Raw genomic sequence first — 22,813 nt, forward strand, 5'->3', positions numbered from 1 at the left:
CTGCTCTGTCAGACCGGCGAACAGGCCCTTTGGTTGCCCTTTACCCGGACCTGGTCTACGGCCGGTAGGGCAGCTGCGGCACGTCGAAGCAGGTGCTGTTCATGTCTCCCTGGGACACCCAGCCCCTGCCGTCCTGCCAGCGGGCCACCGACAGACAGGTCCTGCGCGTCTTCGGCGGCTCGGCCAGCCGCTCGAACGTGACGGGTACCAGCAGCCCGTCCGCCGTGCGGTTCCCGCCGCGGTTCATGAAGGCGTCCACGCACGCGCGCGTGATGCCCGTCCGGGCGCAGGACTTCGCCGCGTCCGTGAACCACATGGCGGCCGCCCACCCCTCCAACTGCCATTGGGAGTGCGTCTTCAGGCCCTTGGTGGCGTCCCGGAACCGCCGTACGGCCGGGTTGTCCGTGTCCTCGTAGTCGCGGCTGGATCCGGTCGCCCAGAGGGCGTTGCGGCAGCGCGGGGAGTCCTTGTAGTCATCCGCGACGGTGGACGTCCAGTTCTGCACGTTGGTGACCTTGGCGGTCACCTTCGCACCGACCTCGTCCATCGCCTTGCACAGCTGGGCGTTGCCGTGGGTGTCGATGGCGTCGAAGACCAGGTCCGCGCCCTGTTCCTTCAAGTCGGCGGCAGCGGCACGGAAGTTGGGCAGGGCGAAGTCGACCTGCTCGGTGACCACCCTGTACCCCTCGGCCTTCAGGCCCTGCTCGACGAGACGCGCGTAGGCGGCCGAGGAGGCCTGGTTGTACGAGACGACGGCGGCCGTACGGGCGCCCTTCTCGCGCTTGAAGTAGCGGTAGACCTCGGTGCCGCCGTACAGCTTCCCGTCCCAGCCGGGGGTGCCGTTCCTGGGCGCGAGGCTGCCGTAGATGCCGTACAGGTGCGGCCAGGTGTCGTAGGCGGCGCCGATGGGCTGGCCGCCGATGTCGGGCACGCGCGCGTGGGAGACGCGGGAGGCACCCGCGTAGTCCAGGGCGGTGGTGGCGACCAGGGCGACCACCTTGTCCTCGTCGATCAGTTGGTGCACGCAGCTGTTGTTGCCGACGCCGCTTCCGCCGTCGTCGCACTCGCTCACCTCGACCGGGTGTCCGTCGATACCTCCGTGCGCGTTGAGCTGGTCGAAGAAGGCCTTGGCTCCGTCGCGCGGGCCTGTGAAGGTGTTGCCGCCGACCGGGCTGGTGGCGCTGGTGACGATCCCGACGCGCAGGGGCGTGCCGCTGCTGGGCACGGGCGCGTTCGACCGGCCGCCGTGCTCGAAGTCGCTCTCCGGCAGACGGCTGCCGCAGGCCGTGCCCAGCAGGAGCAGCAGCGCCGCTGCGGCGGCGCTCCGGGTCCCGGGGCTAGCAGCCCGCGGCCGGCGAACCCGACGCATCGCCGCTCAACTGGACCAGCGCGCACAGGGTGTTGACGGACACCTTCCAGGTGCCGTCCTGCTCGACCGAGGTCCCGGAGGCGTTCGGCAGGGCGGTGGCGCCGTTGAGGGTCAGCGCGTAGGTGACGGTCGCCGCGGTCGCCCTGGTGAACTCGATCTTCTGGACCTTCGCCTGCACCTGCCCGCCGCGCTTGTCACCGCTGAAGGCCTTCAGGACCGGGGCCATCTGCTCGCCGTTCTCCAGGACCTTCTGCTTGTCCGCCAGGGACGTCTTCGGGTCGAAGAACGTCTGCCAGTTCCTGGAGATCTCCTGCTTGGCCGCCGCCGGGTCGGCGGGCGCCGTGGCCGGCGCACTCGTCGTCGTCCTGTGGACGGAAGGCGTGGGCGGCGGGGTCTCGCTGCCACCACCGCTGTCGTCACTGCACGCCGCGAGGACCGGGGCGAGGACGAGAACGAGGGCGGCCGCGAACACCGTGCCCCGTCCCACCGCCCTTGGGCCGCGCCCCCTGCCTGCGTTCCCCCGCCTGAGGTCGCTCCCGAGAACCATCTGGCTCACCACCGGGTGTCGGTCCGGGCAAGGTGCGCCCGGTGCTTTCAGGGTCAGCTTCCAGAAGGCATAGTGCAAGCCCATTGGCTTACATGGAATACCGACAGGCACATGCACGAACAAGCGACGTGTGGGAGCCGGAGATGCGGACAGGCCGACTGCGGAGTGTGCACCCCGTCCTGTGGGCCGGCTGGGCCGCGCTCGCCGCGGGCGCGGTGCTGTGCGTCATCGGCTGGTACGGCATCTCCGGCGAGCGGTACGCCGAGCGCCAGCTGCCCTACCTCGCCTCCTGCACGGTCCCCGGCGCGGCGCTGATCATCGCCGGGTCGGTGCTGCTCACCCATGGCCGCAACGCCCTCGCCGCCGCGCGTGTGGAGGAGCTGTACGGCCTCCTGGTGGCCGCCGAGGCCGCCGACACCGACGGGCCCGGTCAGGCCGCCACCCTGCCCCTCGCGGTCAGCGGGGACCTGCTGATGGTGCCCGGCGGCACCCTGTGGCACCGCGCGGACTGCCCCCTGGTCGCCGGGAAGGCCGAAGCCGTGCCGGTCGACGCGAAGTTGCTGACGGGCGGCGAGCTGGGCCCCTGCCCGATCTGCGAGCCCGCCGACGAGACCGACTGATGTCCTCGCTGACGTACGACCTCACGCTCGCCGGTCTCTCGGTCGGCAGCGCGGCCGCGCTCACCGGGATCGGCCTGATCGTGACGTACCGCGCGACCGGCGTCCTCAACTTCGCGCACGGCGCGATCGCCATGGTGTGCGCGTACGCGCTGCGGCAGTGCGTGGTCGAGTGGGGCTGGCCGCTGTGGCTGGGCGCGACGGTGACGCTCGTCCTCCTGGCACCGGCGGTCGGCGTGGCGCTGGAGCGGTTCGTGTTCCGGCCGCTCGCGGTCCTGGGCGGCGACCCCGCGCAGACGCTGGTCGCCTCCATCGGGGTGCTCGTGCTGCTGGTGGGCGGGGCTGCCCTGGTGTGGGGGCAGGGGGCGCGGGACGACGCGCCGGAGCTGGTCTCGGAGGACCCCTGGGGGCAGCTGGCCGTGGTGCTCGTGCTGGCCGCGGGGGTCGGGGCCGTGATCCGCTGGACTCGGTTCGGGCGGGAGCTGCGGGCCGTGGTCGACGACCGGCAGCTCGCGGTGCTGGGCGGGATCGACGCGGACCGGGTGGCCGCGGCGGGCTGGGCGTTCGGTTCGTTCACGGCGGGCCTGACGGGCGTGCTGCTGGCGCCGTTCGTGCGTCTGGACCCGTACGGACTGCCGCTGCTCGTCATGGAGGTGGTGGCGGTCGCGGTGGCGGCGCGGATGCGCAGCCTGCCGGTGGCCGTCGTCGTGGCGCTGGGCATCGGGGTGGCGCAGAGCCAGCTGACGCGGCTGCATCCGCAGGGCTGGGGCGAGCCGTTGCTGCAGGCGGTGGGCGCGAACCTGTTCGTCGTCGCCCTGCTGGTCGCGGCCCTGGTGCTGCCCCGCATCGGCACGCGCGACGCGCTGCCGCGCACGGCCACCGCGCGCGTGGCGACACCGCCGGGCGCCTGGATCGTCGCCGTGGTGCTGTTCCTGCTCCCGCTCGGTTTCGCAGGCTCGGACCTGCACACGTCGGTCCAGGTGCCGGCGCTGGGTGTGGTCCTGCTGTCGCTGGTGGTGGTCACCGGCCGCGGCGGCCAGATCTCACTCGGCCAGGCGGCATACGCGGGCCTGGGCGCCCTGTTCACGGCGCTGCTCGCCGCGGGCCGCTTCCCGGGCCTGCCGCGGCTGCCCGAACTGGCCGCGCTGGCCGTGGCCGTCGTCCTGGTGGCCCCGCTGGGCCTGCTGACCGGCTGGCCGGCCATCAGCCGCCGGGGCCTGGCGCTCGCGCTGGCGACGTTCGCGGTGGGCGTCGGGGTGAGCCGCTTCGTCTTCGCCCAGCCGTACGCCACGTCCGGCCTCTCGCTGGACCGCCCGGCGGGCTTCGACGGCGACCGCGCCTACTACGTCCTCGAACTGGCCCTGCTGGCAGCCGCGTTGGTCACCACACGCACCCTGCGCACGGGCCGCACGGGTCGCGCCCTGGCCGCCATGCGCGACCACGAGCCGGGTGCCTCGGCGGCCGGCGTCCAGGTCCCCTCCCTCAAGCTGCTGGCCTTCGTCTCCGGAGCCGCACTCGCCGCGCTCGGCGGCGGCATGCTCGGCATGGGCCTGCGGGCCTTCGACCCCGGCGCCTACGACCCCGTGCGCGGCCTGCTGTGGTTCGCCGCGGTGGTGGTACTGGGCGCCGACAGCACACTGGGCGCGCTGGCCGCGGCGGCGCTGCTGGTCGGGCTCGACGCGGGGGCGCGGGGCGGGGTGGCGGCGGCGCTGATCGGGGTGCTGGCCGTACTCGTCGGGCGGTTCCCCGGGGGGCCGTACGAGGCATTGCGGACGGCGGGTGCCCGCCTGCGGCTGCGGCGGAGGGCGAGGCTGACGGCGGTGGGGGCGGGATTGCGGGTGCGGCTGCGGCCGGTGGGGGAAGCGGGCGCGGCGCGCCGGCCGGCCCTGGCGGGGGCTACCCCGGCCTCCCGTGCCCACGCGACGGGGCGGCCCGGCCAAGGGGTCGCCAAAGCCGCCGGGGGCCCGGAATCCCGGGAGCGACCCGCGCCTCAGGACCGGCTCGGGGCCGCCGACGGCGCTCAACTCCCGCCAGTGCCACCGGCACCCGGCCACGACGGTCGCACGGATGGTGCGCAGGGGAATCCGCACCCGGCCCGGGGCCGCGTGCACCCCCGCCCGCCCGCGCCGAGCCTCACAGCCCGCCACCTCCACGCCCGCTACGGGGGCTTCACCGCGCTCGACGGCGTCGATCTCGACGTCGGCCCCGGCCAGGTCACCGCCGTCGTCGGCCCCAACGGCGCCGGAAAGAGCACCCTGTTCCACTGCCTGGCCGGCACCCTGCGCCCCGCGCGCGGGCACGTCCGTCTCGGGGACCGGGACATCACCCGGCTGACGGCGCACGCACGCACCCGCCTCGGCATCGCGAGGACCTTCCAACAGCTCGCCGTCTTCCCGTCGTTGACCGTCGCCGAGAACGTCCGCGTGGGTGCCGAGCAGGGCCGGGTGAGCGACCCGGGAGCCGTGGAGCGCGCGCTGCGGCTGCTGGCACTCGACGGACCGGTACGTGCACTGCCCGCCGCGGGCCTGCCCACCGGCACGCTGCGCCGCGTCGAACTGGCCCGGGCCCTCGCGGGCAGTCCGCGCGTGCTGCTGCTCGACGAGCCCGCCGCCGGCCTCGACAACGCCGAAGTCGCCGCGCTGGCCCGGGTGCTGAAGGCTTTGGCGGCCGACGGCACCGCCCTCCTCGTCGTCGAGCACGACCTCGACCTGGTCGCCGACCTCGCGGACGTCGTGCACGTCATGACGGGGGGCCGCATCGTCGCCTCCGGCCCACCCGGCCGCGTACTGGACGAGGCCGGCACATGAACGGCATCTCCCTGCGCCACGCGCGCGTACGGTACGGCCCCCTGGAGGCCCTGCACGGCGTCACCCTCGCCGCTCCCGGCCCCGGCCTCACCGTGCTCCTGGGCCGCAACGGATCCGGCCGTACGACCGTCCTGCGCGCGCTGGCCGGAACCGTGCCGCTGTCGGGTGGCGCGGTGGTGTGGGACGGCGTCGACGTGAGCCGGACGCCGGCCCACGAACGGGCGCGCCGGGGGCTGTGCCTGGTTCCCGAGCGACAGGCCGTGTTCGGCTCCCTGACCGTGCACGAGAACCTCGAACTCGCCTCAAGGAACCACGACTTCGCCCTCGACGCCTACCCGCAGCTGCGGCCCTTGCTCACGCGTCGCGCCGGCACCCTCTCCGGTGGCGAGCAGCGCATGCTCGCTCTCTCCCGCGCGCTGCTGGCACGCGCCCGCGTGGTCCTCGTCGACGAGCCCTCACAGGGCATGTCGCCCGCGGTCGCGGCCCGCACGTACGACCTGCTGGGCGCCCTCGACGCGTGTGTGGTCGTCGCCGAGCAGCGGTTGCCGCCCGGGCTCCGGGACCGGAAGGGGGTCTTCGTCCACGAACTGCGCCGCGGCGCCGTCGCCTTCAGCGGAGAGGCGGGCGAGCGGGAACGGAGGTCAGGGGCGGCCCGAACACCGCGGGGGCCCGATGCGGCTCCCCGGCGCGGGCCGAGCCCTCCGGGATGACCAGCAGCGTGCCGGCGTTCACCCGGTCCGGACGCCGGCCGATCATGTCCTTGTTGGCTCGGTAGAGCCCTCGCCAGCCGCCGTGGACGCCGTACAGGCCGGCGATCGACACCAGCGTGTCGCCGCGCTGCACCATGAGCATGCGCCCTTCGAGCTTGTACCGCTGGGAGCAGACGGGCCAGGACTCCCAGCCCTGCGCGGCCAGCACCTTCTCCGCTACGGCGATCTGTTCCTCGCGCGTGGCGAGATCCGCGCGTGCGGCGTACTTCAGGCCGCCGAACGCCTTCCAGGTGGCCGGCGAGAACTGCAGGCCCCCGTAGTAGCCGTTCCCGGTGTTGGTGTCCCACCGCCCGCCGCTCTCGCACTCCGCGAGACAGCCCCAGGGCCAGTGGTCCTTGGCGCAGTCGAGGGACGCGGTCACCGGAAGCGCTCCGGGCTGCGGGGGTGGCGGCGCCGCCTGGGCGGGGGCGGGCGCGAGGACGCCGAACAGGGCGGCGGCCAGGACGAGGACGATCGGTGTGCGGTGCATGCGGTGCGTGCGTGGCCTGCGATGCGTGCGGAACATCGGGCCACGGTAAGCAATGGGTGGCTCGCGGCCGCTTCGGCGCGTCCGGTGCGCCCGAGGGCCCCACCCGGTCGGACGACCGGACGGGGCCCGTGCCCGGGGAGGGGGAGCCTCTCAGAGTGCGAGCTGCTGCCCGGGCACGATCATGTCGGGATCACCGCCGATGACGTCCTTGTTGGCGGCGTACAGCCGCTGCCAGGTGGTCCCGTGCCGGGCGGCGATCCTGCTCAGGGTGTCGCCGGTGCGGACGGTGTAGTCGCCGCGCGAGGCACCACGGTTCGTGTGTCCCGTCGAACGTGCCGGCGTCTTCGACGGCTTCGACGACTTGGACAGCTTCGACGACTTCGACGCTGCGGCCGATGAGGATTTGGCGGTCACGGAGCCGGCGGAGGCCGCGGGTGCGCTCCCGTACGCTCCGGCCCGTGCCGAGCAGGTCGGCCACGCGCCCCACCCCTGGGCGCGCTGGACCTTGGTGGCCACCGCGATCTGCTGCCCCTTGGAGGCCCGGTCGGCCGTCGGCGCATGGGCCGTGCCGCCGTAGGCGCGCCAGGTGCCGGCGGAGAACTGGAGCCCGCCGTAGTAGCCGTTGCCGGTGTTGATGTGCCAGTTGCCGCCGCTCTCGCACCGGGCGATGCGGTCCCACACTCCGCCGTCCGCCGCGGCGGCGTTGCCGGCCGCGGCCAGCAGTCCGAGCGGGGCGGCGAGCAGCGCGGCCCCGGCGAGGACCGCCGTCGTACGAGACTGTGCCTTACGAGCGTTGTCGCTGCCGGCGCCGTCGTGACGATTCTTGCCGTGAGTGGTATCGGCACATTCGGACATGAAGTTCCCTCTCGAACAACCCGGGGTCCCCCGGAGCGGGGCGCGCTTCCCACGCATGGACGCGGTCGTCGCGCTCCGCCCCGTCCGCCGGAGTGGTGGTGCTGGCTGGCCTGGTGCGGCCGGCGGACGTTCCCGAGCGGTGCTCGTTGCACACGGCCGAGGAATGTAGAGATGCTGTCGAGGCGTCAGCAAGCAACTGCTTGTCATTCCAGGCCAGTTCGCCGTTACCCCGGGTATCGACTATTTTCGGTCACCCACTTCATTCGCGGATTTCGTGATTTGTCGACCACTCGCCCATTCAGTCTGTGACTCACTTCACGCAACCAACTTCCTTGGGTTTCCTAGGACTTGACGGTGAGTGCCCGCTTCCGCACCTGTGGTGACACTGTGCGGTGGATGGTTCGATTCCGTTCGCCATGGGGCGTGACTCCGGCCACAGATCACCCGTTGTCTCCTTCATGAGCCCGGGGCCCACCCGGTTCACGGGCCGGGAGCCACCCGGCCCCGCCACACACCCCCGAGGGAGCCACCCGTGCCGCGCATGCTCGACGTCAGCGACGAGGTACGCGCCGAGATCGGCGACGAAGAAGCCGACCGGCTGCTCGCCGGAGACAACGCCCCCGGCAGTTACGACTGCACGTCCTGCCGCACTCCGGGCGACTCCGAACAGGAGCGCACCAGCACCGTCCTGTTCATCGGCGAGGAGACCGCCGTCCTCGCCTTCGCCCACGCCACCTGCCTGCCCTCGCAGGTCGTCCAGGTCACCGAGGAGCAGCTCCGCGGGGCGGTGCGGTCCATCTCCGGCGACACCGTGGACCTGGCCCCCGAGCAGGTCGCCCCCGAGCCGGCCGTGCTCGGCGTGACCAGCGGACTCGTGCTGATCTCCGGGGAGTTGCACCCGGCGCTGGTCGTCGAGCCGACCGGGCCCATCGTGCGCCCTGGCGCGACCGGGCTCGGCGACGACTTCCTGCCGCTGCTCATCGAGCAGGGATTCATGCCGCTGACGCAGCTGACCGAGGTGCCGCCCGTGCTGCACGGCTGGTCGGTACTGCTCGCCATGGGCCGGCTGCACGCCGTCCTGCAGCCCGGGGCGAACGCCGGGCAGCCGGTCGCCTGGTGGCAGGCGCACCAGCCGCTGCAGGTGACCGACGGCTGGCGGGCCGCCGCCAACAAGCACCAGCAGGTGCTCATGTTCGCCGCGCCGGTGGGGTCCATCGGACGTCAGCCCCGCGAGGACCTGCTGCGGGACGCACTGGACAAGGCCGCGACGAACGGGAAGTTGGTCGGCGTCGCCATGCCACTGGCGGGAACGTGAGAGCTCCCAAAGGGGCACGTCCGAACCGCATCCCTTGAACTTCGGGGTCGTTTGGACATACGTGCACACATACGACGTTCCCCGCCGCCAGTCCCATCAGCCGATTCCGTCCGCGCGGTCGGCCCAGGACATGTCGGGCGGCCCCTCGGCCACGCCCATCTACGACGCGCTCTACTCCGAGTACGTCAAGTCCTTCCGCACCCTGCCGGGAGACCGCAGCGGCGAGGAGAACCTGGGGTTCACCGCCTTCGGGAACATCCCGCACAGTACGGCGCCGCACGACATGCACCGGCCGGGGTCGTTCAGCAGCTCGTACAGCGCCTACAGCGCCGGGGCCTTCAGCGCCCGGCAGCAGTCGCAGTGGCAGCGCGTCGGGCAGAGCGGGCAGCCGGGCACGGGAATGCACCATGTGCCGGCCGCGCTGCCACCCGGTCCGCGCAGCATCCTGTGAGACGCGGCATGTGAGACGTGGCGGAGGGGCGGTCCCGGTCGGGACCGCCCCTCCGCCACGTCTGCGCTACTTCTTCTTGCCGCGCTTCTCGCGCACCCGCACCGAGATATGGATCGGCGTCCCCTCGAAGCCGAACTCCTCGCGCAGCCGACGCTCGATGAAGCGTCGGTAGCCCGCCTCGATGAAGCCGGAGGCGAAGAGCACGAACCGCGGGGGCTTGGTGCCTGCCTGGGTGCCGAAGAGGATGCGGGGCTGCTTGCCACCGCGGATCGGGTGCGGGTGGGCGGCGACCAGCTCGCCGAGGAAGGCGTTCAGACGACCCGTGGGGACGCGGGTCTCCCAGCCGGCGAGCGCGGTCTCGATGCCCGGGACCAGCTTCTCCATGTGGCGGCCGGTGCGCGCCGAGACGTTCACCCGGGGCGCCCACGCGACCTGGGCCAGCTCGGTCTCGATCTCGCGCTCCAGGTAGTAGCGGCGCTCCTCGTCGAGGGTGTCCCACTTGTTGAAGGCGAGGACGATCGCGCGGCCCGCCTCGACGGCCATGGTGACGATGCGCTGGTCCTGGACCGAGATGGACTCGCAGGCGTCGATCAGGATGACCGCGACCTCGGCCTTCTCGACGGCGGCCGCGGTGCGCAGCGAGGCGTAGTAGTCGGCGCCCTGCTGGAGGTGGACGCGCTTGCGGATGCCCGCGGTGTCGACGAACTTCCATGTCACACCGCCGAGTTCGATGAGCTCGTCGACCGGGTCGCGGGTGGTGCCCGCGATCTCGTTGACGACGACGCGCTCCTCGCCCGCCACCTTGTTCAGCAGCGAGGACTTGCCGACGTTCGGCCGGCCGATCAGGGCGATACGGCGGGGACCACCGACCGCGGTGCCGAAGGTCTGCTCGGGCGCCTCCGGCAGCGCCTCCAGGACGGCGTCCAGCATGTCGCCGGTGCCGCGGCCGTGCAGCGCGGAGACCGGGTGCGGCTCACCGAGGCCCAGCGCCCACAGGTAGGCCGCGTCCGCCTCGCCGCTCTGGCCGTCCACCTTGTTGGCGGCCAGCACGACGGGCTTGCCGGCCTTGCGCAGCAGTCGTACGACCGCCTCGTCGGTGTCGGTCGCGCCGACCTTGGCGTCGACGACGAACACGACGGCGTCGGCGGCCTCGATCGCGTACTCGGCCTGCGCGGCCACGGAGGCGTCGATGCCGAGGACGTCCTGCTCCCAGCCGCCGGTGTCGACGACCTTGAAGCGGCGGCCCGACCATTCGGCCTCGTAGGTCACGCGGTCGCGGGTGACGCCCGGCTTGTCCTCGACGACGGCCTCGCGGCGGCCGATGATGCGGTTGACGAGTGTCGACTTGCCGACGTTCGGACGGCCGACGACGGCGAGGACGGGCAGCGGGCCGTGACCCGCCGCCTCGATGGCGCCCTCGACGTCCTCGATGTCGAAGCCCTCTTCCGCGGCGAGCTCCATGAAGTCCGCGTACTCGGCGTCGCCAAGCGCTCCGTGGTCGTGCTCCTCGCCCGAGCCGTCGGAGTGGATGTGGTCGTTCATGAAGTCCGTACCTCGTCGTTCATTCGTGGTGGTCGGTGGAACACCCGGTCTACGCCGGTAGATCCACTACTCAGTGTCGCCTAGCGCCCGGTGAGGCGCCTGGCGTTTTCCAGGTGGCTGGTGAGCTGCTTCTGGATGCGTTCGGTCGCCTCGTCGAGCACCTTGCGCGTACGGCGCCCGCTTCCGTCGCCCGCCTCGAAGGGGTCGCCGAAAACGACGTCGATGCGGGTGCGCAGCGGAGGCAGCGCCTTTATCAACCGTCCGGGCCTCTCGGAGCTTCCCAGGACGGCGACCGGGACGATCGGGGCACCGCTGCGGACCGCGAAGTACGCGAGCCCGGCGCGCAGTGCGGCGAAGTCGCCCTCGCCGCGAGTGCCCTCCGGGAAGATGCCGAGGACTCCGCCGGCCGACAGGACGTCCAGGGCCTGCGTGATCGCCCCGCGGTCGGCGCCCGACCGGTCGACCTTCACCTGCCCGATGCCGAGCAGGAAGGGGTCGAGCGGGCCGATGAACGCTTCCTTCTTGATCAGGAAGTGCGTCGGCCGGGGCGCCACGCCCATGACCATCGGGCCGTCGATGTTGTGCGAGTGGTTGACGGCGAAGATCACCGGGCCGCTCGCGGGCACCTTCCAGGAACCCAGCACACGGGGCTTGAACAGCCCGTACATCAGGCCGACGCCGATACGCCGGCCGACCTCGGCGCCCTTCTCGGAGGGGAGGGAGGGTGCGGTCACTTGCCGGCCCGCTTCTCCTCGACGAGGGTGACGACGCACTCGATGACCTGCTGGAGCGTGAGCTCGGTGGTGTCCACCTCGATCGCGTCGTCCGCCTTGGCGAGCGGCGAGGTCTTGCGGGAGGAGTCGGCCGCGTCGCGCTTGATCAGCGCCTCGCGGGTGGCGTGCACGTCGGCGCCCTTCAGCTCGCCGCTGCGGCGGGCGGCGCGGGCCTCCGGGGAGGCGGTGAGGAAGATCTTGAGGTCGGCGTCGGGCAGCACGGTCGTACCGATGTCGCGGCCCTCGACGACGATGCCGTGCTCCGCGGCGGCGGCCACCGATCGCTGCAGCTCGGTGATCCGGGAGCGCACCTCGGGCACCGCGCTGACCGCACTGACCTTGGAGGACACCTCCTGGGTGCGGATCGGGCCGGCCACGTCCGTGCCGTCGACCTCGATGGTCGGGTCGGCCGGGTCCGTGCCGGAGTCGATCTCGGGCTTGCCCGCCACGGCGGCAATCGCGGACTGGTCGTCGATGTCGATCCCGTTGCTCACCATCCACCAGGTGATCGCCCGGTACTGGGCGCCGGTGTCCAGGTAGCTCAGGCCGAGCTGTGCGGCGACGGCCTTCGACGTGCTCGACTTGCCCGTGCCGGCCGGGCCGTCGATGGCGACAATCACGGGCTTGGCGACGCCGTTTTCCACGGGGGGACACCTTCCTGGTGCGGTGCGGTGGGAGTGTGGGGCGGGATCGTGCCCTGCACAAGGTTACTGGGTGCCGACCACTCAACCGGACGAGTGGTCCTGGTCGAGGTTCGTCGCCGCACCCCAGGGGCGGCAGGGGCGGGAACCTACTGCCGGATCGCCCAGCCCCGCTCCCGCAGCGCCGCCGTCAGTACCGGCGCCGCCTGCGGCTCCACCATCAGCTGGACCAGACCCGCCTGCTGCCCGGTCGCGTGCTCGATGCGTACGTCCTCGATGTTGACCCCGGCCCGGCCCGCGTCCGCGAAGATCCGTGCCAGCTGACCCGGCTGGTCGTCGATGAGGACGGCCACGATTTCGTACGCCCGCGGTGCGGACCCGTGCTTGCCGGGGACGCGGACCCGCCCGGCGTTGCCGCGCCGCAGGACGTCCTCGATGCCGGACGTGCCCGCACGCCGCTTGGCCTCGTCGGAGGACTGCAGGGACCGCAGCGCCTGCACCGCCTCCTCCAGGTCGGCGGCGACGTCGGAGAGCAGGTCGGCCACCGGGCCGGGGTTCGCGGACAGGATGTCGATCCACATCCCGGGGTCGGAGCCGGCGATCCGGGTCACGTCGCGGATGCCCTGACCGCACAGTCGTACGGCCGCCTCCTCCGCGTTCTGCAGGCGCGCGGCGACCATGCTGGACATCAGGTGGGGCATGTGCGAGACGAGGGCGACGGCGCGGTCGTGCGCGTCGGCGTCCATGACGACCGGCACGGCACGGCAGTGCGAGACCAGCTCCAGGGCGAGGTTCAGCACCTCGGTGTGGGTGTCCCGGGTGGGCGTCAGCACCCAGGGGCGGCCCTCGAAGAGGTCGCCGGTCGCCGCCAGCGGGCCGGACTTCTCCCGGCCGGACATGGGGTGCGTACCGATGTAGGCCGAAAGATCCAGGCCCAACGTCTCCAGCTCGCGGCGCGGGCCGCCCTTGACGCTGGCCACGTCCAGGTAGCCGCGGGCCACGCCCCGGCGCATGGCGTCCGCCAGCACCCCGGCCACGTGCGCGGGCGGCGCTGCGATGATCGCGAGGTCGACCGGCCCGTCGGGGGCCTCGTCGGTGCCGGCGCCGAGCGCTGCGGCCGTACGGGCCTGCGCGGGGTCGTGGTCGGCGAGGTGGACGACGACGCCCCGCTGGGACAGGGCGATGGCGGCGGACGTACCGATCAGCCCGGTGCCGATGACGAGCGCGGTTCTCACTGGGCGATGTCCTTGCGCAGGGCCGCCGCGGCACCGAGGTAGACATGGGCGATGTCGGCGCGGGGCCGCTCGGACTCGATGTGCGCGAGGACGCGGACGACGCGGGGCAGGGCGCCCTCGATGTCGAGTTCCTGGGCGCAGATCAGCGGTACGTCGACGATCCCGAGCTTGCGGGCTGCGGCCGCCGGGAAGTCGCTGTGCAGGTCGGGCGTCGCCGTGAACCAGATGCTGATCAGGTCGTCGCCGGTCAGGTCGTTCCGCTCGAGGATGGCGGTGAGCAGGGCTCCGACCTGCTCGTCCATGTGGCCGGCCTCGTCCCGTTCCAGTTGGACGGCTCCCCGGACCGCTCGTACCGCCACGGCTTGGCTCCTTGCTGATGTACGGATCGGCTCTACGACCGTCCAGCCTAGTCAGCCCACGACGGGCGGTGTACGCGACGCCCGCCCGCTGAGACGGGAGAGCACCGCGCACACCGCTCGCCGCGCGTACCGGAGACATTGCCAATGTCACCGAATCGCCCCGATTTCGCTACTTGGCGCGAGATGCCCCTCTGCGCCTCTTTACGGCGGGCCGCCGGTCCGCTCTGATGGCAGGACACTCGCCTCGGGGGAGGCCCGCATGAAGCGTCCTGGACCGCTGATCACCCTGCTCGTGGGACTGCTGCTCGGCCTGTTCATGCTGTCGCTCAACGCGACGACTGGTACGAAGACCGTCTCGTCCACGCCCAAGAAGGAGTCGCCGCCCGTCACGGCATCGCCGGCTCCCACGAAGACCAGCGCTTCGCCCAGCCCTTCGCCGTCACCGTCGCGGGTGCCGGTGCCCGACGCCAGTTACGCCGGCCGGACCGACGATGACTCCTCCGCCGTCGCCGTGACGGTGCGCGACCGCAAGGCGATCGCGTACTTCTGCGACGGCCACTCCAAGGAGTCGTGGCTGAAGGGCGACGTCAAGGACGACGGCAGCATGCGGCTGACCGGCAGGAACGGCGACGAGCTGAACGGCACCCTCCAGCAGGGCAAGCGCATCCACGGCTCGGTCGACGTGGGCGGCGGGCACTACGCCTTCACCGCCGACGAGGCCAAGAAGCCGTCCGGGCTGTACCGGGCGACCACGACGGTGCGCGGCGCCAGGCTCGACGGCGGCTGGATCGTCCTGCCGGGCGGAAAGCAGGTCGGCATCGTCACCCGCGACTCACGCGCCTCGGCCGCACCCGCCATCGACCCGGAGACGGGCGCGGTGACGGTCGACGGACAGCAGCTCACGGCACGTCCCGCCACCCCCTGACACCGTCGTCCGCTCCAGGGAGCCGACCATGACCGTCGACCCGAACGCCCCCACCCAGAACTTCCCCTCGCCCGAGCCCGCCCACCGCGCGCCCGGCCCGGCCCGCTACCTGGTGCCGGCCCTCGTCGCCGCCGCGGTGGCCGTCGGCCTCGGCGTGTACGGCAAGACCCACGACCCGGCCGGGACCGCCTACAACATCGCGGGGTTCAGCAGCACGGGCGCGGTGAAGTCGTGGCTGGCCACGACCGCTTTCTTCTTCGCGCTCGTCCAGGTCGTCAGCGCGTTCATGGTGTACGGCAAGCTGCCGGGCCCGCGCTGGGCACCGGCACTGCACCGCTGGTCGGGCCGCATCGCGTTCCTGGTGGCGGTCCCGGTCGCCGTGCACTGCCTGTACGCGCTCGGCTATCAGACGTACGAAACACGCGTTTTGTGGCACTCTGTCCTGGGTTGTTTCTTCTTCGGTGCGTTCAGCGCCAAGATGCTGCTGCTCCGCTCGCAGCGGCTGCCCGGCTGGCTGCTGCCGCTCGTCGGCGGGCTGGTCTTCACGGCCCTGACCCTCATCTGGATGACCTCCGCTCTCTGGTTCTTCCGTACGTTCGGGGTGACGACATGACCCACCACTCGACGCGGCGCACGGTTCTCCTCGCGACGGGCGCGGTGACGCTCGCCGCGGGCTGCAGCAAGTACGGCGACAACAACAGCGACTCCGGGTCCTCCTCCGTGAACGCCTCCGGCGGGCAGGAGCTGGCGGAGACTTCCGAGATCCCGGTCGGCGGCGGCAAGATCTTCAAGGACGAGAAGGTCGTGGTCACCCAGCCGAAGAAGAACGAGTTCAAGGCCTTCTCGGCGGTCTGCACCCACCAGGGCTGCACGGTGAGCAAGGTCGTGGACGGCACCATCGACTGCCCCTGCCACGGCAGCAAGTACCGTGTCACGGACGGCTCGGTGGCCGGCGGTCCCGCGCCCGAGCCCCTGCCCGCGAAGCAGATCAAGGTGGAGGGAAATTCGATCCGCCTGGCGTGAGGCTCCGCGTACGCTCCCGGGCATGCACCCCGAGACCCTGGTTCGCGACCACACGATCTACGCGTGCGTGATGGGTTCGCGCGCCTTCGGTCTGGCGACGGAGGGCAGCGACACCGACCGCCGGGGCGTGTTCGTGGCCCCCACTCCCCTGTTCTGGCGCTTCGAGAAGCCGCCGACGCATGTGGAGGGCCCGGCCGAGGAGCAGTTCGGCTGGGAGCTGGAGCGCTTCTGCGAGCTGGCACTGCGGGCGAACCCGAACGTGCTGGAGTGCCTGCACTCCCCGCTCGTGGAGTACGTCGACGACACCGGCCGTGAACTCCTCGCGCTGCGCGGGGCGTTCCTGTCCCGCCGGGCCCACGCGACGTTCACACGCTATGCACTGGGCCAGCGCAGGAAGCTGGAGGCCGACGTCCGCACGCACGGAGCCCCGCGCTGGAAGCACGCCATGCACCTGCTGCGCCTGTTGATGACCTCCGGCGATCTGCTGCGCACGGGCGCCCTCACCATCGACGTGGGCGACCGGCGCGAGCCGCTGCTGGCGGTCAAGCGTGGCGAGGTCTCCTGGCCGGACGTCGAGTCCTGGATGAACCGCCTGGCGGGCGAGGCGGACGAGGCGGCCCGGCACAGCCCGCTGCCCGAGGAGCCGGACCACCGCCGCGTCGAGGACTTCCTCGTCCGCGTTCGCCGGAGCTCAGCCCTCCGGCCGGTCGAGCCGGATGCGTACGACGAAGTCGTGCAGGGCGTCGTGGACGCCGGGGGCGTCGGGTAGGGCGGAGGTCGCCTGCTCCTCGTCCAGCACGACGTGCAGCCGCTCGATGTCGGCCTGCACGCGCGCGTGGTCGACATCGGCGGCCCCGTGCTCGTGTTCCGCCTTCGCGGCGATCAGCTCCGGCAGATACGCGGGCGCCTCACCGACCTCACCCAGCAGCGTGGGCAGATGAGCCTGCACCTCGCCGCCGCGCATCAGACGGATACCGGTGAGCAGCACGCGGAACGTGTAGAGCAGCGGCTTGAGTTCGCCGGTCTTCTCGAACAGCCGCCACTGCGTGACCGCGAACCCCCGGTAGTGGTGGGCGTGGTGGCTGGTGAGGACGCGGGGAGCGAGCGCCGCCAGTTCCTGATGGGCCTCGGTGGTGTGCACCACCAGGGGCGAGAGCAGCTGCTCCAGGACGTAGCCGTTCCGGCGCAGCATCAGCCGTACGAACTTGCGCAGGTCGTGGGTGACCAGGTCCATCTCGACGCCGTCCCGGTCCCACATCCGGGACCGGGTCTCCTCCGGCTCCCGCAGTCCCACCAGGTCCGCCGCGGGCAGCAGGTGCACGCCCCGCAGATCGACGTCCGAGTCGCGGGACGGGAAGCCGTAGAGGTGGGCGCCGGAGACGGTGGCGAACAGCACCGGGTCGGGCTGCTCGGCCACCACCGGCGTCAGGTCGATGTCCAGGGCGTCGATCATCCCTCAAGAATCCCAGAGGGCTCCGAAGGTCAGCAGGTCGCCCCGGTACTCGATCCGGTCCACCCACTCGCTGGGCCAGGCGTCCGCACCCAGCCACGCCCCCGCGAAGGCCCCCGTCAGACAGGCGATGGAGTCCGAGTCGCCGGAGGTGCAGGCGGCCCGCCGGACGGCCGTCACCGGTTCGTCGACGAACAGCAGGAAGCACAACAGGCCGGTCGCCAGGGCCTCTTCGGCGATCCAGCCGGCACCGGTGGCCAGACACGGGTCGGCCTCCGGGTCGGCCGAGTGCACGGCGTCGCGAAGGCGGCCGAGGATCTCCAGGCACTCGTCCCAGCCGCGGGCGATGAAGTGCTCGGGGCTCGGATCCTGGCTGCGGGTCCACAGGTCGCCGAGCCAGCGGTGGTGGTACTGGCTGCGGTTGTCGTGCGCGTACAGCTGCAGCAGGTCCACGAGTTCGGCCGGCTGCGTTCCCTGGGCGAGCAGCCGTACGGCACGTGCCGTGAGATCGGAGGCGGCCAGGGCGGTGGGATGCCCGTGCGTGAGTGCGGACTGCAACTGGGCGGCGCCCGCGCGCTGTTCATCGCTCAGACCGGGGGCGAGTCCGACGGGAGCGACCCGCATGTTGGCACCGCAGCCCTTGGAACCGATCTGGCTGGCGTCCTGCCAGACCAGGTCCGGGCGCTCCAGCAACTCGCACGCCCTGATGCAGGTGTTGCCCGGTGCGCGGTTGTTCTCCGGTGAGCGGTCCCAGGCGACGAACTCCCGCCGGACGGCCTCGGCCATGTGCTCGGGCCCGAGCACTCCCCGGTCCATCGCCGACCGCAGTCCCCTCCCCAGCGCCAGCGTCATCTGTGTGTCGTCGCTGACGATCGCGGGTGTCGGCAGCCGCATCTCCCGCCACGGCCCGCACTTGGCGAGGATCGACGGCACGTCGTTGAACTCGGTCGGGAAACCGAGCGCGTCCCCGAGGGCGAGTCCGGTCAACGCACCTGTGGCGGCTTGCTTCCTGACGGTTGTCGCGGTCATGCGGGGCGTCCTTCCGGGGGCGGTCGCAGAAGCGGCGGAGAAAGGCTGGTGGCCGGGCCCGCGCGGTAGAGCGCGGCCGGTTTGCCGCGGCCGCCGGTCAGTCGCGCACCACCGGGGACCGGGTCGACGAAGCCCGGCGTGGCGAGCACCTTGCGGCGGAAGTTGGGCCGGTCGAGGGCGGTGCCCCACACCGTCTCGTAGACCTGCTGCAGCTCGCCGAGCGTGAACTCGGGCGGGCAGAAGGTGGTGGCGAGGCAGGTGTACTCGAACTTGGCGCCGACGCGTTCGTGGGCGTCGGCCAGGATCCGGTCGTGGTCGAAGGCGAGCGGGCCCGCAGCGTCGTACGGCAGCCAGCTCGCGCGCGCCGCGTCGCTGCCCGCGTGCGGTTCGGGCGCGTCGGGCAGCAGCGCGGTGAAGGCGACGGACACGACCCGCATCCGGGGGTCGCGCTCGGGCTCGCTGTACGTCCGCAGCTGCTCCAGGTGGAGACCGGTGACGTCCGCGAGGCCGGTCTCCTCGGCGAGTTCGCGCCGGGCGGCCGTCTCCGCCGACTCACGCGGCTCCACGAAGCCGCCGGGCAGCGCCCAGCGTCCGGCGTACGGCTCGTGTCCGCGCTCGACGAGCAGCACATGGAGCGCGCCGGAACGGACGGTGAGGACGGCGAGGTCCACGGTGACGGCGAAGGGTTCGTACGCGTACTTGTCGTAACTCCCCTTGTCGTAGACCATGTTCACCCGCTCCCTTAATAGTCATTACGACTATAAACAGGCCCGGTGCGCTTCCACAACCCCCGCGGGGGTAACCGGGGTCCCATGGACGAGATCCCGGTGGGCACGTGTTCGTGGACGGACCGGACGCCGGTCGGCAGCGGCTGGTATCCGCCGGGCCGCACCTGCCGGCTGTGGGCCGAGCGCACACCGGACGGCTTCGTCTTCGACGTGAAGGCGTTCTCGCTGCTCACCGGCCATGCGACACGGAGTTCGGTGATGCCGGACGGGCTGCCCGCCGATCCGGGAGAACCGAAGGTGCTCGACGAGGTGTGGGCGCGGTTCACCGAGGGCATCGAGCCGCTGCGACCGGCCGGCTCGGCAGCGTGCTGTTCCAGTTACCGCCGTGAGTCCGGCCCAGGCGGCGGGCCGGCGAGTTCCTCCGTGAGTGCGCCGAGCGGACCGCCGGGTGGCCGGTCGCCATGGAGTTCCGGCGTCCCGGCTGGTGGCGGGAGGAGTGGGCCGGGGCGACCCGCGCGCTGCTCGCCCGGTACGGCATGACCGCCGTCGCGGTCGACATGACGCAGACGCTGCCCTCGTCCGTCCCGCCCGTCACGCCGGTCACCTCGCGGCGGCTGTCCGTCGTCCGGTTCCACGGGCGGAGCGCCGCCTGGGGATCGGGCAGCAGGGAGGACCGGTTCCGGTACGACCACGGCGAGGACGAACTCGCCGGGTGGCTACCGCGGTTGCGGACGCCGGCCACGCGCGTCGACCAGCTCCACGTGCTGTTCAACAACTGCTGCGGTACGGCCGCGGTCCGTGCCGCCGAGAGCATGCAACGGCTGCTCGACGGCACGGACCGATGATCAAGCGCGCGTGCGGGAGGGGGCGAAAGCCGCCACCACCGCCCCGGCTCCCGCGGCCCCCGCCGACACCCACAGCGCCGGCGCACAGCCGTCCAGGAAGGCGGCGGGCGAGCCGTAGCCGCCGTACTGCGTGAAGACGAGGGCCGCGACGGCGACGCCGAAGACTCCGCCGAGTTCGCGCAGCGCGTTGTTCACGCCGGCCGCGACGCCCGCCTCACCGAGGGGCACGGACGAGGTCACGGCGTTCGCGACGCTCGGGAACACCATCGAGATGCCGATGCCCGCGATGATCAGCGGGACGACCAACTGGCCGTATCCGACGCCGGGTTCGACCTGCCAGGCCAGCAGGGCCAGGCCGGTGGCCATCAGGACCATGCCGGCGAGCATGAAGGGCCGGGTGCCGAACCGGTCCGCGAGCGCGCCCGCGACCGGGGCGACCAGCAGCGGCATGGCGTTCCAGACGAGGATGCGCGCGCCCGCCTCCAGCGGGGAGTAGCCGAGCCCGATCTGGAAAAGCTGCGTGATCATGAAGAGGGCTCCCAGCAGGGAACCGAAGAGCAGGAAGGCGACCGCATTGGCGGTGGAGAAGCCGCGGTTGCGGAAGTGTCCGAGCGGCAGCATCGGATACCGGGCGCCCCTGCGCTCCCAGACGAGGAAGGCCGCCGTGAACACGACCCCCATGGCCAGCGCGGACAGCACCTCGGCGCTCCCCCACCCGGCCTGCGGCGCCCGCACCGGCGCCCAGGCCAGACCCGTCAGGCCGACGGCTGCCAACACCAGGCCCACCAGGTCGAGTTGGGGACGGGTGCCGTAGCTCTCGCGGAGCTTCGTGGCGGCGAAGGGCAGCATCGCGAGCCCGATGGGCACGTTCAGCCAGAAGATCCACTGCCAGGACAGGCCCTCGGTGACGGCCCCGCCGAGCACGGGTCCGGCGGCCACCCCGAGTCCGGTCACCCCACCCCACACACCGATGGCCACGCCCCGCTTCTCGGCCGGGAACGCGTCGCTGATGAGGGTCAGGGTGAGCGGGAGGAGTACGGCCGCGCCGGCGCCCTGCACCATGCGCGCGGCGATGAGCGGCCCGGGGCCGCCCGCCAGCGCGGAGGCGGCGGAGCCGAGCGTGAAGACGGCGAGCCCGACGAGGTACATCCGCCGCCGTCCGAACCGGTCGCCGAGCGCGGCGCCGGTCAGGGTCAGGCAGGCGAAGACCAGGTTGTAGGCGTTGATCGTCCATTCCAGGTCCGACAGGCTCGCCCCGAAATCGGCCCGCAGGGCGGGCAGCGCGGTGGCGACGACCACGACGTCCAGGGAGCAGAGCAGCGCGCCCAGTCCGGCAAGGACAACGGTCCACACCCGTCGGGCCGGGGCCGTTTCGGTGGGTGGTTCGGTTACGGAGACACGCAGTGTGTCGGTCATGACGGGAGTTCCTTCCGTGAGCTCTTGAGGTCGCTCATGGAAGGCAGACCACCCTCATCCCGGAAAGGAATCGCGCCGCCCCAGAAAGGCCAGCAGCCGGACCTGAGGCGGCGCGCACGCCGCCACGGCGACCGGCTCGGCGAACCGCACGCCCCGGTCCTCGTCGGCGACCACGCACCGCGCGACGGGCAGCAGTTCGGCCGCGAGCGGGGCCGGGATGGGCCGCTGCCGCCCGCAGGCCTGCGCGACGTCCCACCCGTGCACGGCGATCTCCACGGACCCAACGGCGGCCATCACCCGCATGTCCAGCGGCAGTTCACCCACCAGGACCCGCTCCCCGGGCCCGGCCGCCCAGGCACCGAGCACGGCACCCGCGCGCGTGCGGAACGCGCACGCGAGGTCGACGGCCTCCGGCTCCTGGGGAAACACCCCGATCCGCCCGCCCGTCAGCCCCTCGTGCAGGGCGTCCAGCGAGTCGTCGAGATGTGCGAGCAACTCCCGCAGATCCCACTGCCCGCACGGCGTGCCCCGGCCCAGCCCACCGGGCGCCACCCCGGCGACGCTCCCCAGCGCATACGCGAGCGAACGCTCCAGCAGATCCCCGGCGTTCACCGGAGTTCACCGTGCCCTGTCGGCTCGGGCGCGGACACACTGCACGACATCGCCCGGGGGAATCCGAAGCGGACGACCTGGTCCAGGTCGATGAAGGCCGTGATGCGGGCCACGGTGCAGTCTTCCACGGTGAGCACCTGCACGGAGTGCGCGCGCAGGACGCCGTCGGCCCCGCTCACGTACATGACGAGGGCCGGCTGCCCGTTCGCGCGCGTGGGCAGCATCCGGTAGCGGCCCTCCTCGTGCCCCCGCGACCGCAGGAACTGCAGGACGTCCTTCTTGCCGCGGAACCATTCCAGGTGGGGCGGCATCTCCAGCTCGACGCCGTCCTGGAGGAGGTCGAGCAGCGCGTCCATGTCAGCGTGCTCGAAGGCGGCCATGTACCGGTCGAGCACGTCACGGTCCGCCGCGCTCTCGGGCTCCACGACGAGATCCTCGTCCGGGGCGATCTCGTCGAGCCGGGCACGCGCGCGTTGCAGGGTGCTCTTGACGGCCGCGTTCGACGTCCCGAGCAGTGCCGCGACCTCGGGCGAACGCCAGGCCATGACGTCCCGCAGGATGAGCACGGCCCGCTGCCGCGCGGGCAGATGCTGGAGCGCGGCGACCAGAGCGAGCCGCAGGCTGCCGCGGGCGGTCACGACGATCGCCGGGTCGACGAGCGAGTCGGGCAGCGGCTGCAGCCAGGGAACGTCCGTGACAGGGGCCCTGAGCGCCTCCTCAGGCGCCTGGGACGGCGCGCCGAGCCCCGAGGGCAGGGGACGCCTCTCGCGGCCTTCCAGCGCCGTCAGGCACGTGTTGGTGGCGATGCGATGGAGCCAGGTCCGCAGGGAGGCCCGGCCCTCGTAGCCGTCGTAGGACTTCCAGGCCCGCAGATACGTCTCCTGCACCAGGTCCTCGGCCTCGTCCACCGAGCCGAGCATCCGGTAGCAGTGCGCGAGCAGCTCCCGCCGGTAGGGGTCCGTCAGCCGGACGAACTCGTCGCGGTCCGTCGTCGTAGCAGCCATGCCTGCCCACTCCTCTCGCCGGTCACGCAGT

At 72.2% G+C, this 22,813-nt stretch carries 24 protein-coding genes and 1 pseudogene; 10 read left to right on the top strand and 15 right to left on the bottom strand.

Annotated features, from left to right (window positions below):
- Positions 1-55 precede the first annotated feature (55 nt).
- Positions 56-1,369: an ABC transporter substrate-binding protein gene (locus OG870_RS10320; RefSeq protein WP_266923579.1), complete on the bottom strand. Its 1,314-nt coding sequence runs from the start codon at positions 1,367-1,369 to the stop codon at positions 56-58.
- On the bottom strand, positions 1,338-1,916 hold the full coding sequence (locus OG870_RS10325; protein WP_327690820.1) for a hypothetical protein: 579 nt from the start codon (positions 1,914-1,916) through the stop codon (positions 1,338-1,340). Before OG870_RS10325 ends, OG870_RS10320 begins: the two co-directional genes overlap by 32 nt.
- Positions 1,917-2,059: 143 nt before the next feature.
- Between OG870_RS10325 and OG870_RS10330 the strand changes: the two genes are divergently transcribed.
- The 3 genes from OG870_RS10330 to OG870_RS10340 are packed head-to-tail and all read left to right on the top strand — an operon-like array spanning position 2,060 to position 6,050.
- Positions 2,060-2,536, top strand: a complete 477-nt coding sequence (locus tag OG870_RS10330; protein WP_327690821.1) for a hypothetical protein — start codon at positions 2,060-2,062, stop codon at positions 2,534-2,536.
- Positions 2,536-5,340: an ABC transporter permease subunit gene (locus OG870_RS10335; RefSeq protein ID WP_327690822.1), complete on the top strand. Its 2,805-nt coding sequence runs from the start codon at positions 2,536-2,538 to the stop codon at positions 5,338-5,340. Before OG870_RS10330 ends, OG870_RS10335 begins: the two co-directional genes overlap by 1 nt.
- Positions 5,337-6,050 carry an ATP-binding cassette domain-containing protein gene (locus OG870_RS10340; RefSeq protein ID WP_266841271.1) on the top strand — a complete coding sequence of 238 codons (714 nt, stop codon included), beginning with the start codon at positions 5,337-5,339 and terminating at the stop codon, positions 6,048-6,050. The genes OG870_RS10335 and OG870_RS10340 overlap by 4 nt, the downstream gene beginning before the upstream one ends.
- Here OG870_RS10340 and OG870_RS10345 read toward each other — a convergent pair.
- Complete coding sequence (locus OG870_RS10345) at positions 5,950-6,615, bottom strand: transglycosylase family protein (protein ID WP_323179387.1); 666 nt, start codon at positions 6,613-6,615, stop codon at positions 5,950-5,952. The genes OG870_RS10340 and OG870_RS10345 overlap by 101 nt on opposite strands.
- Before the next feature lie 114 nt (positions 6,616-6,729).
- Positions 6,730-7,434 (bottom strand): LysM peptidoglycan-binding domain-containing protein, encoded by a 705-nt coding sequence (locus OG870_RS10350; protein WP_266511639.1) that lies wholly within the window; start codon positions 7,432-7,434, stop codon positions 6,730-6,732.
- A gap of 532 nt (positions 7,435-7,966) precedes the next feature.
- Here OG870_RS10350 and OG870_RS10355 point away from each other — a divergent pair.
- Together OG870_RS10355 and OG870_RS10360 are read left to right on the top strand one after the other, a co-directional pair.
- On the top strand, positions 7,967-8,749 hold the full coding sequence (locus OG870_RS10355) for a hypothetical protein (RefSeq protein ID WP_266511641.1): 783 nt from the start codon (positions 7,967-7,969) through the stop codon (positions 8,747-8,749).
- 61 nt (positions 8,750-8,810) lie between these two features.
- Positions 8,811-9,200: a hypothetical protein gene (locus tag OG870_RS10360; protein ID WP_266511644.1), complete on the top strand. Its 390-nt coding sequence runs from the start codon at positions 8,811-8,813 to the stop codon at positions 9,198-9,200.
- A 66-nt stretch (positions 9,201-9,266) separates the two neighbouring features.
- Here the strand turns inward: OG870_RS10360 and der are convergent, their stop codons facing one another.
- The 5 genes from der to aroH form a co-directional block, all read right to left on the bottom strand.
- Complete coding sequence (gene der, locus OG870_RS10365; protein ID WP_266511647.1) at positions 9,267-10,742, bottom strand: ribosome biogenesis GTPase Der; 1,476 nt, start codon at positions 10,740-10,742, stop codon at positions 9,267-9,269.
- Positions 10,743-10,822: 80 nt separating this feature from the next.
- Complete coding sequence (locus tag OG870_RS10370; protein WP_266511650.1) at positions 10,823-11,476, bottom strand: lysophospholipid acyltransferase family protein; 654 nt, start codon at positions 11,474-11,476, stop codon at positions 10,823-10,825.
- Positions 11,473-12,159 (bottom strand): (d)CMP kinase, encoded by a 687-nt coding sequence (gene cmk / locus OG870_RS10375; protein ID WP_266841267.1) that lies wholly within the window; start codon positions 12,157-12,159, stop codon positions 11,473-11,475. The genes OG870_RS10370 and cmk overlap by 4 nt, the downstream gene beginning before the upstream one ends.
- 146 nt (positions 12,160-12,305) lie before the next feature.
- A complete protein-coding gene (locus OG870_RS10380; protein ID WP_266585669.1) occupies positions 12,306-13,391 on the bottom strand; it encodes a prephenate dehydrogenase in 1,086 nt (361 codons plus the stop codon).
- Positions 13,388-13,750 (bottom strand): chorismate mutase, encoded by a 363-nt coding sequence (gene aroH / locus OG870_RS10385; RefSeq protein WP_266511659.1) that lies wholly within the window; start codon positions 13,748-13,750, stop codon positions 13,388-13,390. The genes OG870_RS10380 and aroH overlap by 4 nt, the downstream gene beginning before the upstream one ends.
- Positions 13,751-14,009: 259 nt before the next feature.
- Here aroH and OG870_RS10390 point away from each other — a divergent pair, with 259 nt between their 5' ends.
- From OG870_RS10390 to OG870_RS10405, 4 genes are read left to right on the top strand one after another with little or no spacing between them, the layout of a single operon-like run.
- Positions 14,010-14,675: a hypothetical protein gene (locus tag OG870_RS10390; protein WP_266841265.1), complete on the top strand. Its 666-nt coding sequence runs from the start codon at positions 14,010-14,012 to the stop codon at positions 14,673-14,675.
- A 28-nt stretch (positions 14,676-14,703) separates the two neighbouring features.
- Positions 14,704-15,288: a DUF6529 family protein gene (locus OG870_RS10395; protein ID WP_266511665.1), complete on the top strand. Its 585-nt coding sequence runs from the start codon at positions 14,704-14,706 to the stop codon at positions 15,286-15,288.
- Positions 15,285-15,698, top strand: coding sequence for a Rieske (2Fe-2S) protein (locus tag OG870_RS10400; protein ID WP_266511668.1), 414 nt, complete (start codon positions 15,285-15,287; stop codon positions 15,696-15,698). The genes OG870_RS10395 and OG870_RS10400 overlap by 4 nt, the downstream gene beginning before the upstream one ends.
- 22 nt (positions 15,699-15,720) lie before the next feature.
- Complete coding sequence (locus OG870_RS10405; RefSeq protein ID WP_327690823.1) at positions 15,721-16,467, top strand: nucleotidyltransferase domain-containing protein; 747 nt, start codon at positions 15,721-15,723, stop codon at positions 16,465-16,467.
- Here the strand turns inward: OG870_RS10405 and OG870_RS10410 are convergent.
- From OG870_RS10410 to OG870_RS10420, 3 genes are read right to left on the bottom strand one after another with little or no spacing between them, the layout of a single operon-like run.
- Positions 16,390-17,151, bottom strand: coding sequence for a nucleotidyltransferase domain-containing protein (locus OG870_RS10410; RefSeq protein WP_266585663.1), 762 nt, complete (start codon positions 17,149-17,151; stop codon positions 16,390-16,392). The two genes, OG870_RS10405 and OG870_RS10410, sit on opposite strands and share 78 nt — an antisense overlap.
- 3 nt (positions 17,152-17,154) lie before the next feature.
- Positions 17,155-18,177: an ADP-ribosylglycohydrolase family protein gene (locus OG870_RS10415; protein ID WP_266511677.1), complete on the bottom strand. Its 1,023-nt coding sequence runs from the start codon at positions 18,175-18,177 to the stop codon at positions 17,155-17,157.
- Positions 18,174-18,905, bottom strand: a complete 732-nt coding sequence (locus OG870_RS10420; RefSeq protein ID WP_266585661.1) for an NUDIX hydrolase — start codon at positions 18,903-18,905, stop codon at positions 18,174-18,176. Before OG870_RS10420 ends, OG870_RS10415 begins: the two co-directional genes overlap by 4 nt.
- 84 nt (positions 18,906-18,989) lie before the next feature.
- On the opposite strand from OG870_RS10420, the pseudogene OG870_RS10425 reads away from it, so the two are divergent.
- Positions 18,990-19,750, top strand: a pseudogene (locus OG870_RS10425) (DUF72 domain-containing protein).
- Here OG870_RS10425 and OG870_RS10430 read toward each other — a convergent pair.
- The 3 genes from OG870_RS10430 to OG870_RS10440 are packed head-to-tail and all read right to left on the bottom strand — an operon-like array spanning position 19,751 to position 22,782.
- Entirely contained in the window at positions 19,751-21,166 is a 1,416-nt protein-coding gene (locus OG870_RS10430) for an MFS transporter (RefSeq protein WP_327690824.1), read from the bottom strand. It lies immediately after the preceding pseudogene.
- Between the two features lie 54 nt (positions 21,167-21,220).
- The gene (locus OG870_RS10435) at positions 21,221-21,778 is read right to left on the bottom strand and encodes a TIGR03086 family metal-binding protein (protein ID WP_266585657.1); all 558 of its coding nucleotides are present in this window, start codon (positions 21,776-21,778) and stop codon (positions 21,221-21,223) included.
- Positions 21,775-22,782: a sigma-70 family RNA polymerase sigma factor gene (locus OG870_RS10440; protein ID WP_327690825.1), complete on the bottom strand. Its 1,008-nt coding sequence runs from the start codon at positions 22,780-22,782 to the stop codon at positions 21,775-21,777. Before OG870_RS10440 ends, OG870_RS10435 begins: the two co-directional genes overlap by 4 nt.
- Positions 22,783-22,813 lie beyond the last annotated feature (31 nt).

It is taken from the genome of Streptomyces sp. NBC_00461 (assembly GCF_036013935.1).
Taxonomy (GTDB): domain Bacteria; phylum Actinomycetota; class Actinomycetes; order Streptomycetales; family Streptomycetaceae; genus Streptomyces.

Bases quoted from the DNA above. Each gene is read 5' to 3' on its own strand.
- OG870_RS10430 (WP_327690824.1), bottom strand. From the start codon at position 21,166: ATGACCGACACACTGCGTGTCTCCGTAACCGAACCACCCACCGAAACG.
- OG870_RS10320 (WP_266923579.1), bottom strand. From the start codon at position 1,369: ATGCGTCGGGTTCGCCGGCCGCGGGCTGCTAGCCCCGGGACCCGGAGC.
- OG870_RS10335 (WP_327690822.1), top strand. From the start codon at position 2,536: ATGTCCTCGCTGACGTACGACCTCACGCTCGCCGGTCTCTCGGTCGGC.
- OG870_RS10400 (WP_266511668.1), top strand. From the start codon at position 15,285: ATGACCCACCACTCGACGCGGCGCACGGTTCTCCTCGCGACGGGCGCG.
- OG870_RS10410 (WP_266585663.1), bottom strand. From the start codon at position 17,151: ATGATCGACGCCCTGGACATCGACCTGACGCCGGTGGTGGCCGAGCAG.
- OG870_RS10440 (WP_327690825.1), bottom strand. From the start codon at position 22,782: ATGGCTGCTACGACGACGGACCGCGACGAGTTCGTCCGGCTGACGGAC.
- OG870_RS10325 (WP_327690820.1), bottom strand. From the start codon at position 1,916: ATGGTTCTCGGGAGCGACCTCAGGCGGGGGAACGCAGGCAGGGGGCGC.
- der (WP_266511647.1), bottom strand. From the start codon at position 10,742: ATGAACGACCACATCCACTCCGACGGCTCGGGCGAGGAGCACGACCAC.
- OG870_RS10390 (WP_266841265.1), top strand. From the start codon at position 14,010: ATGAAGCGTCCTGGACCGCTGATCACCCTGCTCGTGGGACTGCTGCTC.
- OG870_RS10350 (WP_266511639.1), bottom strand. From the start codon at position 7,434: ATGTCCGAATGTGCCGATACCACTCACGGCAAGAATCGTCACGACGGC.
- OG870_RS10330 (WP_327690821.1), top strand. From the start codon at position 2,060: ATGCGGACAGGCCGACTGCGGAGTGTGCACCCCGTCCTGTGGGCCGGC.
- OG870_RS10345 (WP_323179387.1), bottom strand. From the start codon at position 6,615: ATGTTCCGCACGCATCGCAGGCCACGCACGCACCGCATGCACCGCACA.
- OG870_RS10405 (WP_327690823.1), top strand. From the start codon at position 15,721: ATGCACCCCGAGACCCTGGTTCGCGACCACACGATCTACGCGTGCGTG.
- OG870_RS10395 (WP_266511665.1), top strand. From the start codon at position 14,704: ATGACCGTCGACCCGAACGCCCCCACCCAGAACTTCCCCTCGCCCGAG.
- OG870_RS10415 (WP_266511677.1), bottom strand. From the start codon at position 18,177: ATGACCGCGACAACCGTCAGGAAGCAAGCCGCCACAGGTGCGTTGACC.
- OG870_RS10340 (WP_266841271.1), top strand. From the start codon at position 5,337: ATGAACGGCATCTCCCTGCGCCACGCGCGCGTACGGTACGGCCCCCTG.
- OG870_RS10420 (WP_266585661.1), bottom strand. From the start codon at position 18,905: ATGGTCTACGACAAGGGGAGTTACGACAAGTACGCGTACGAACCCTTC.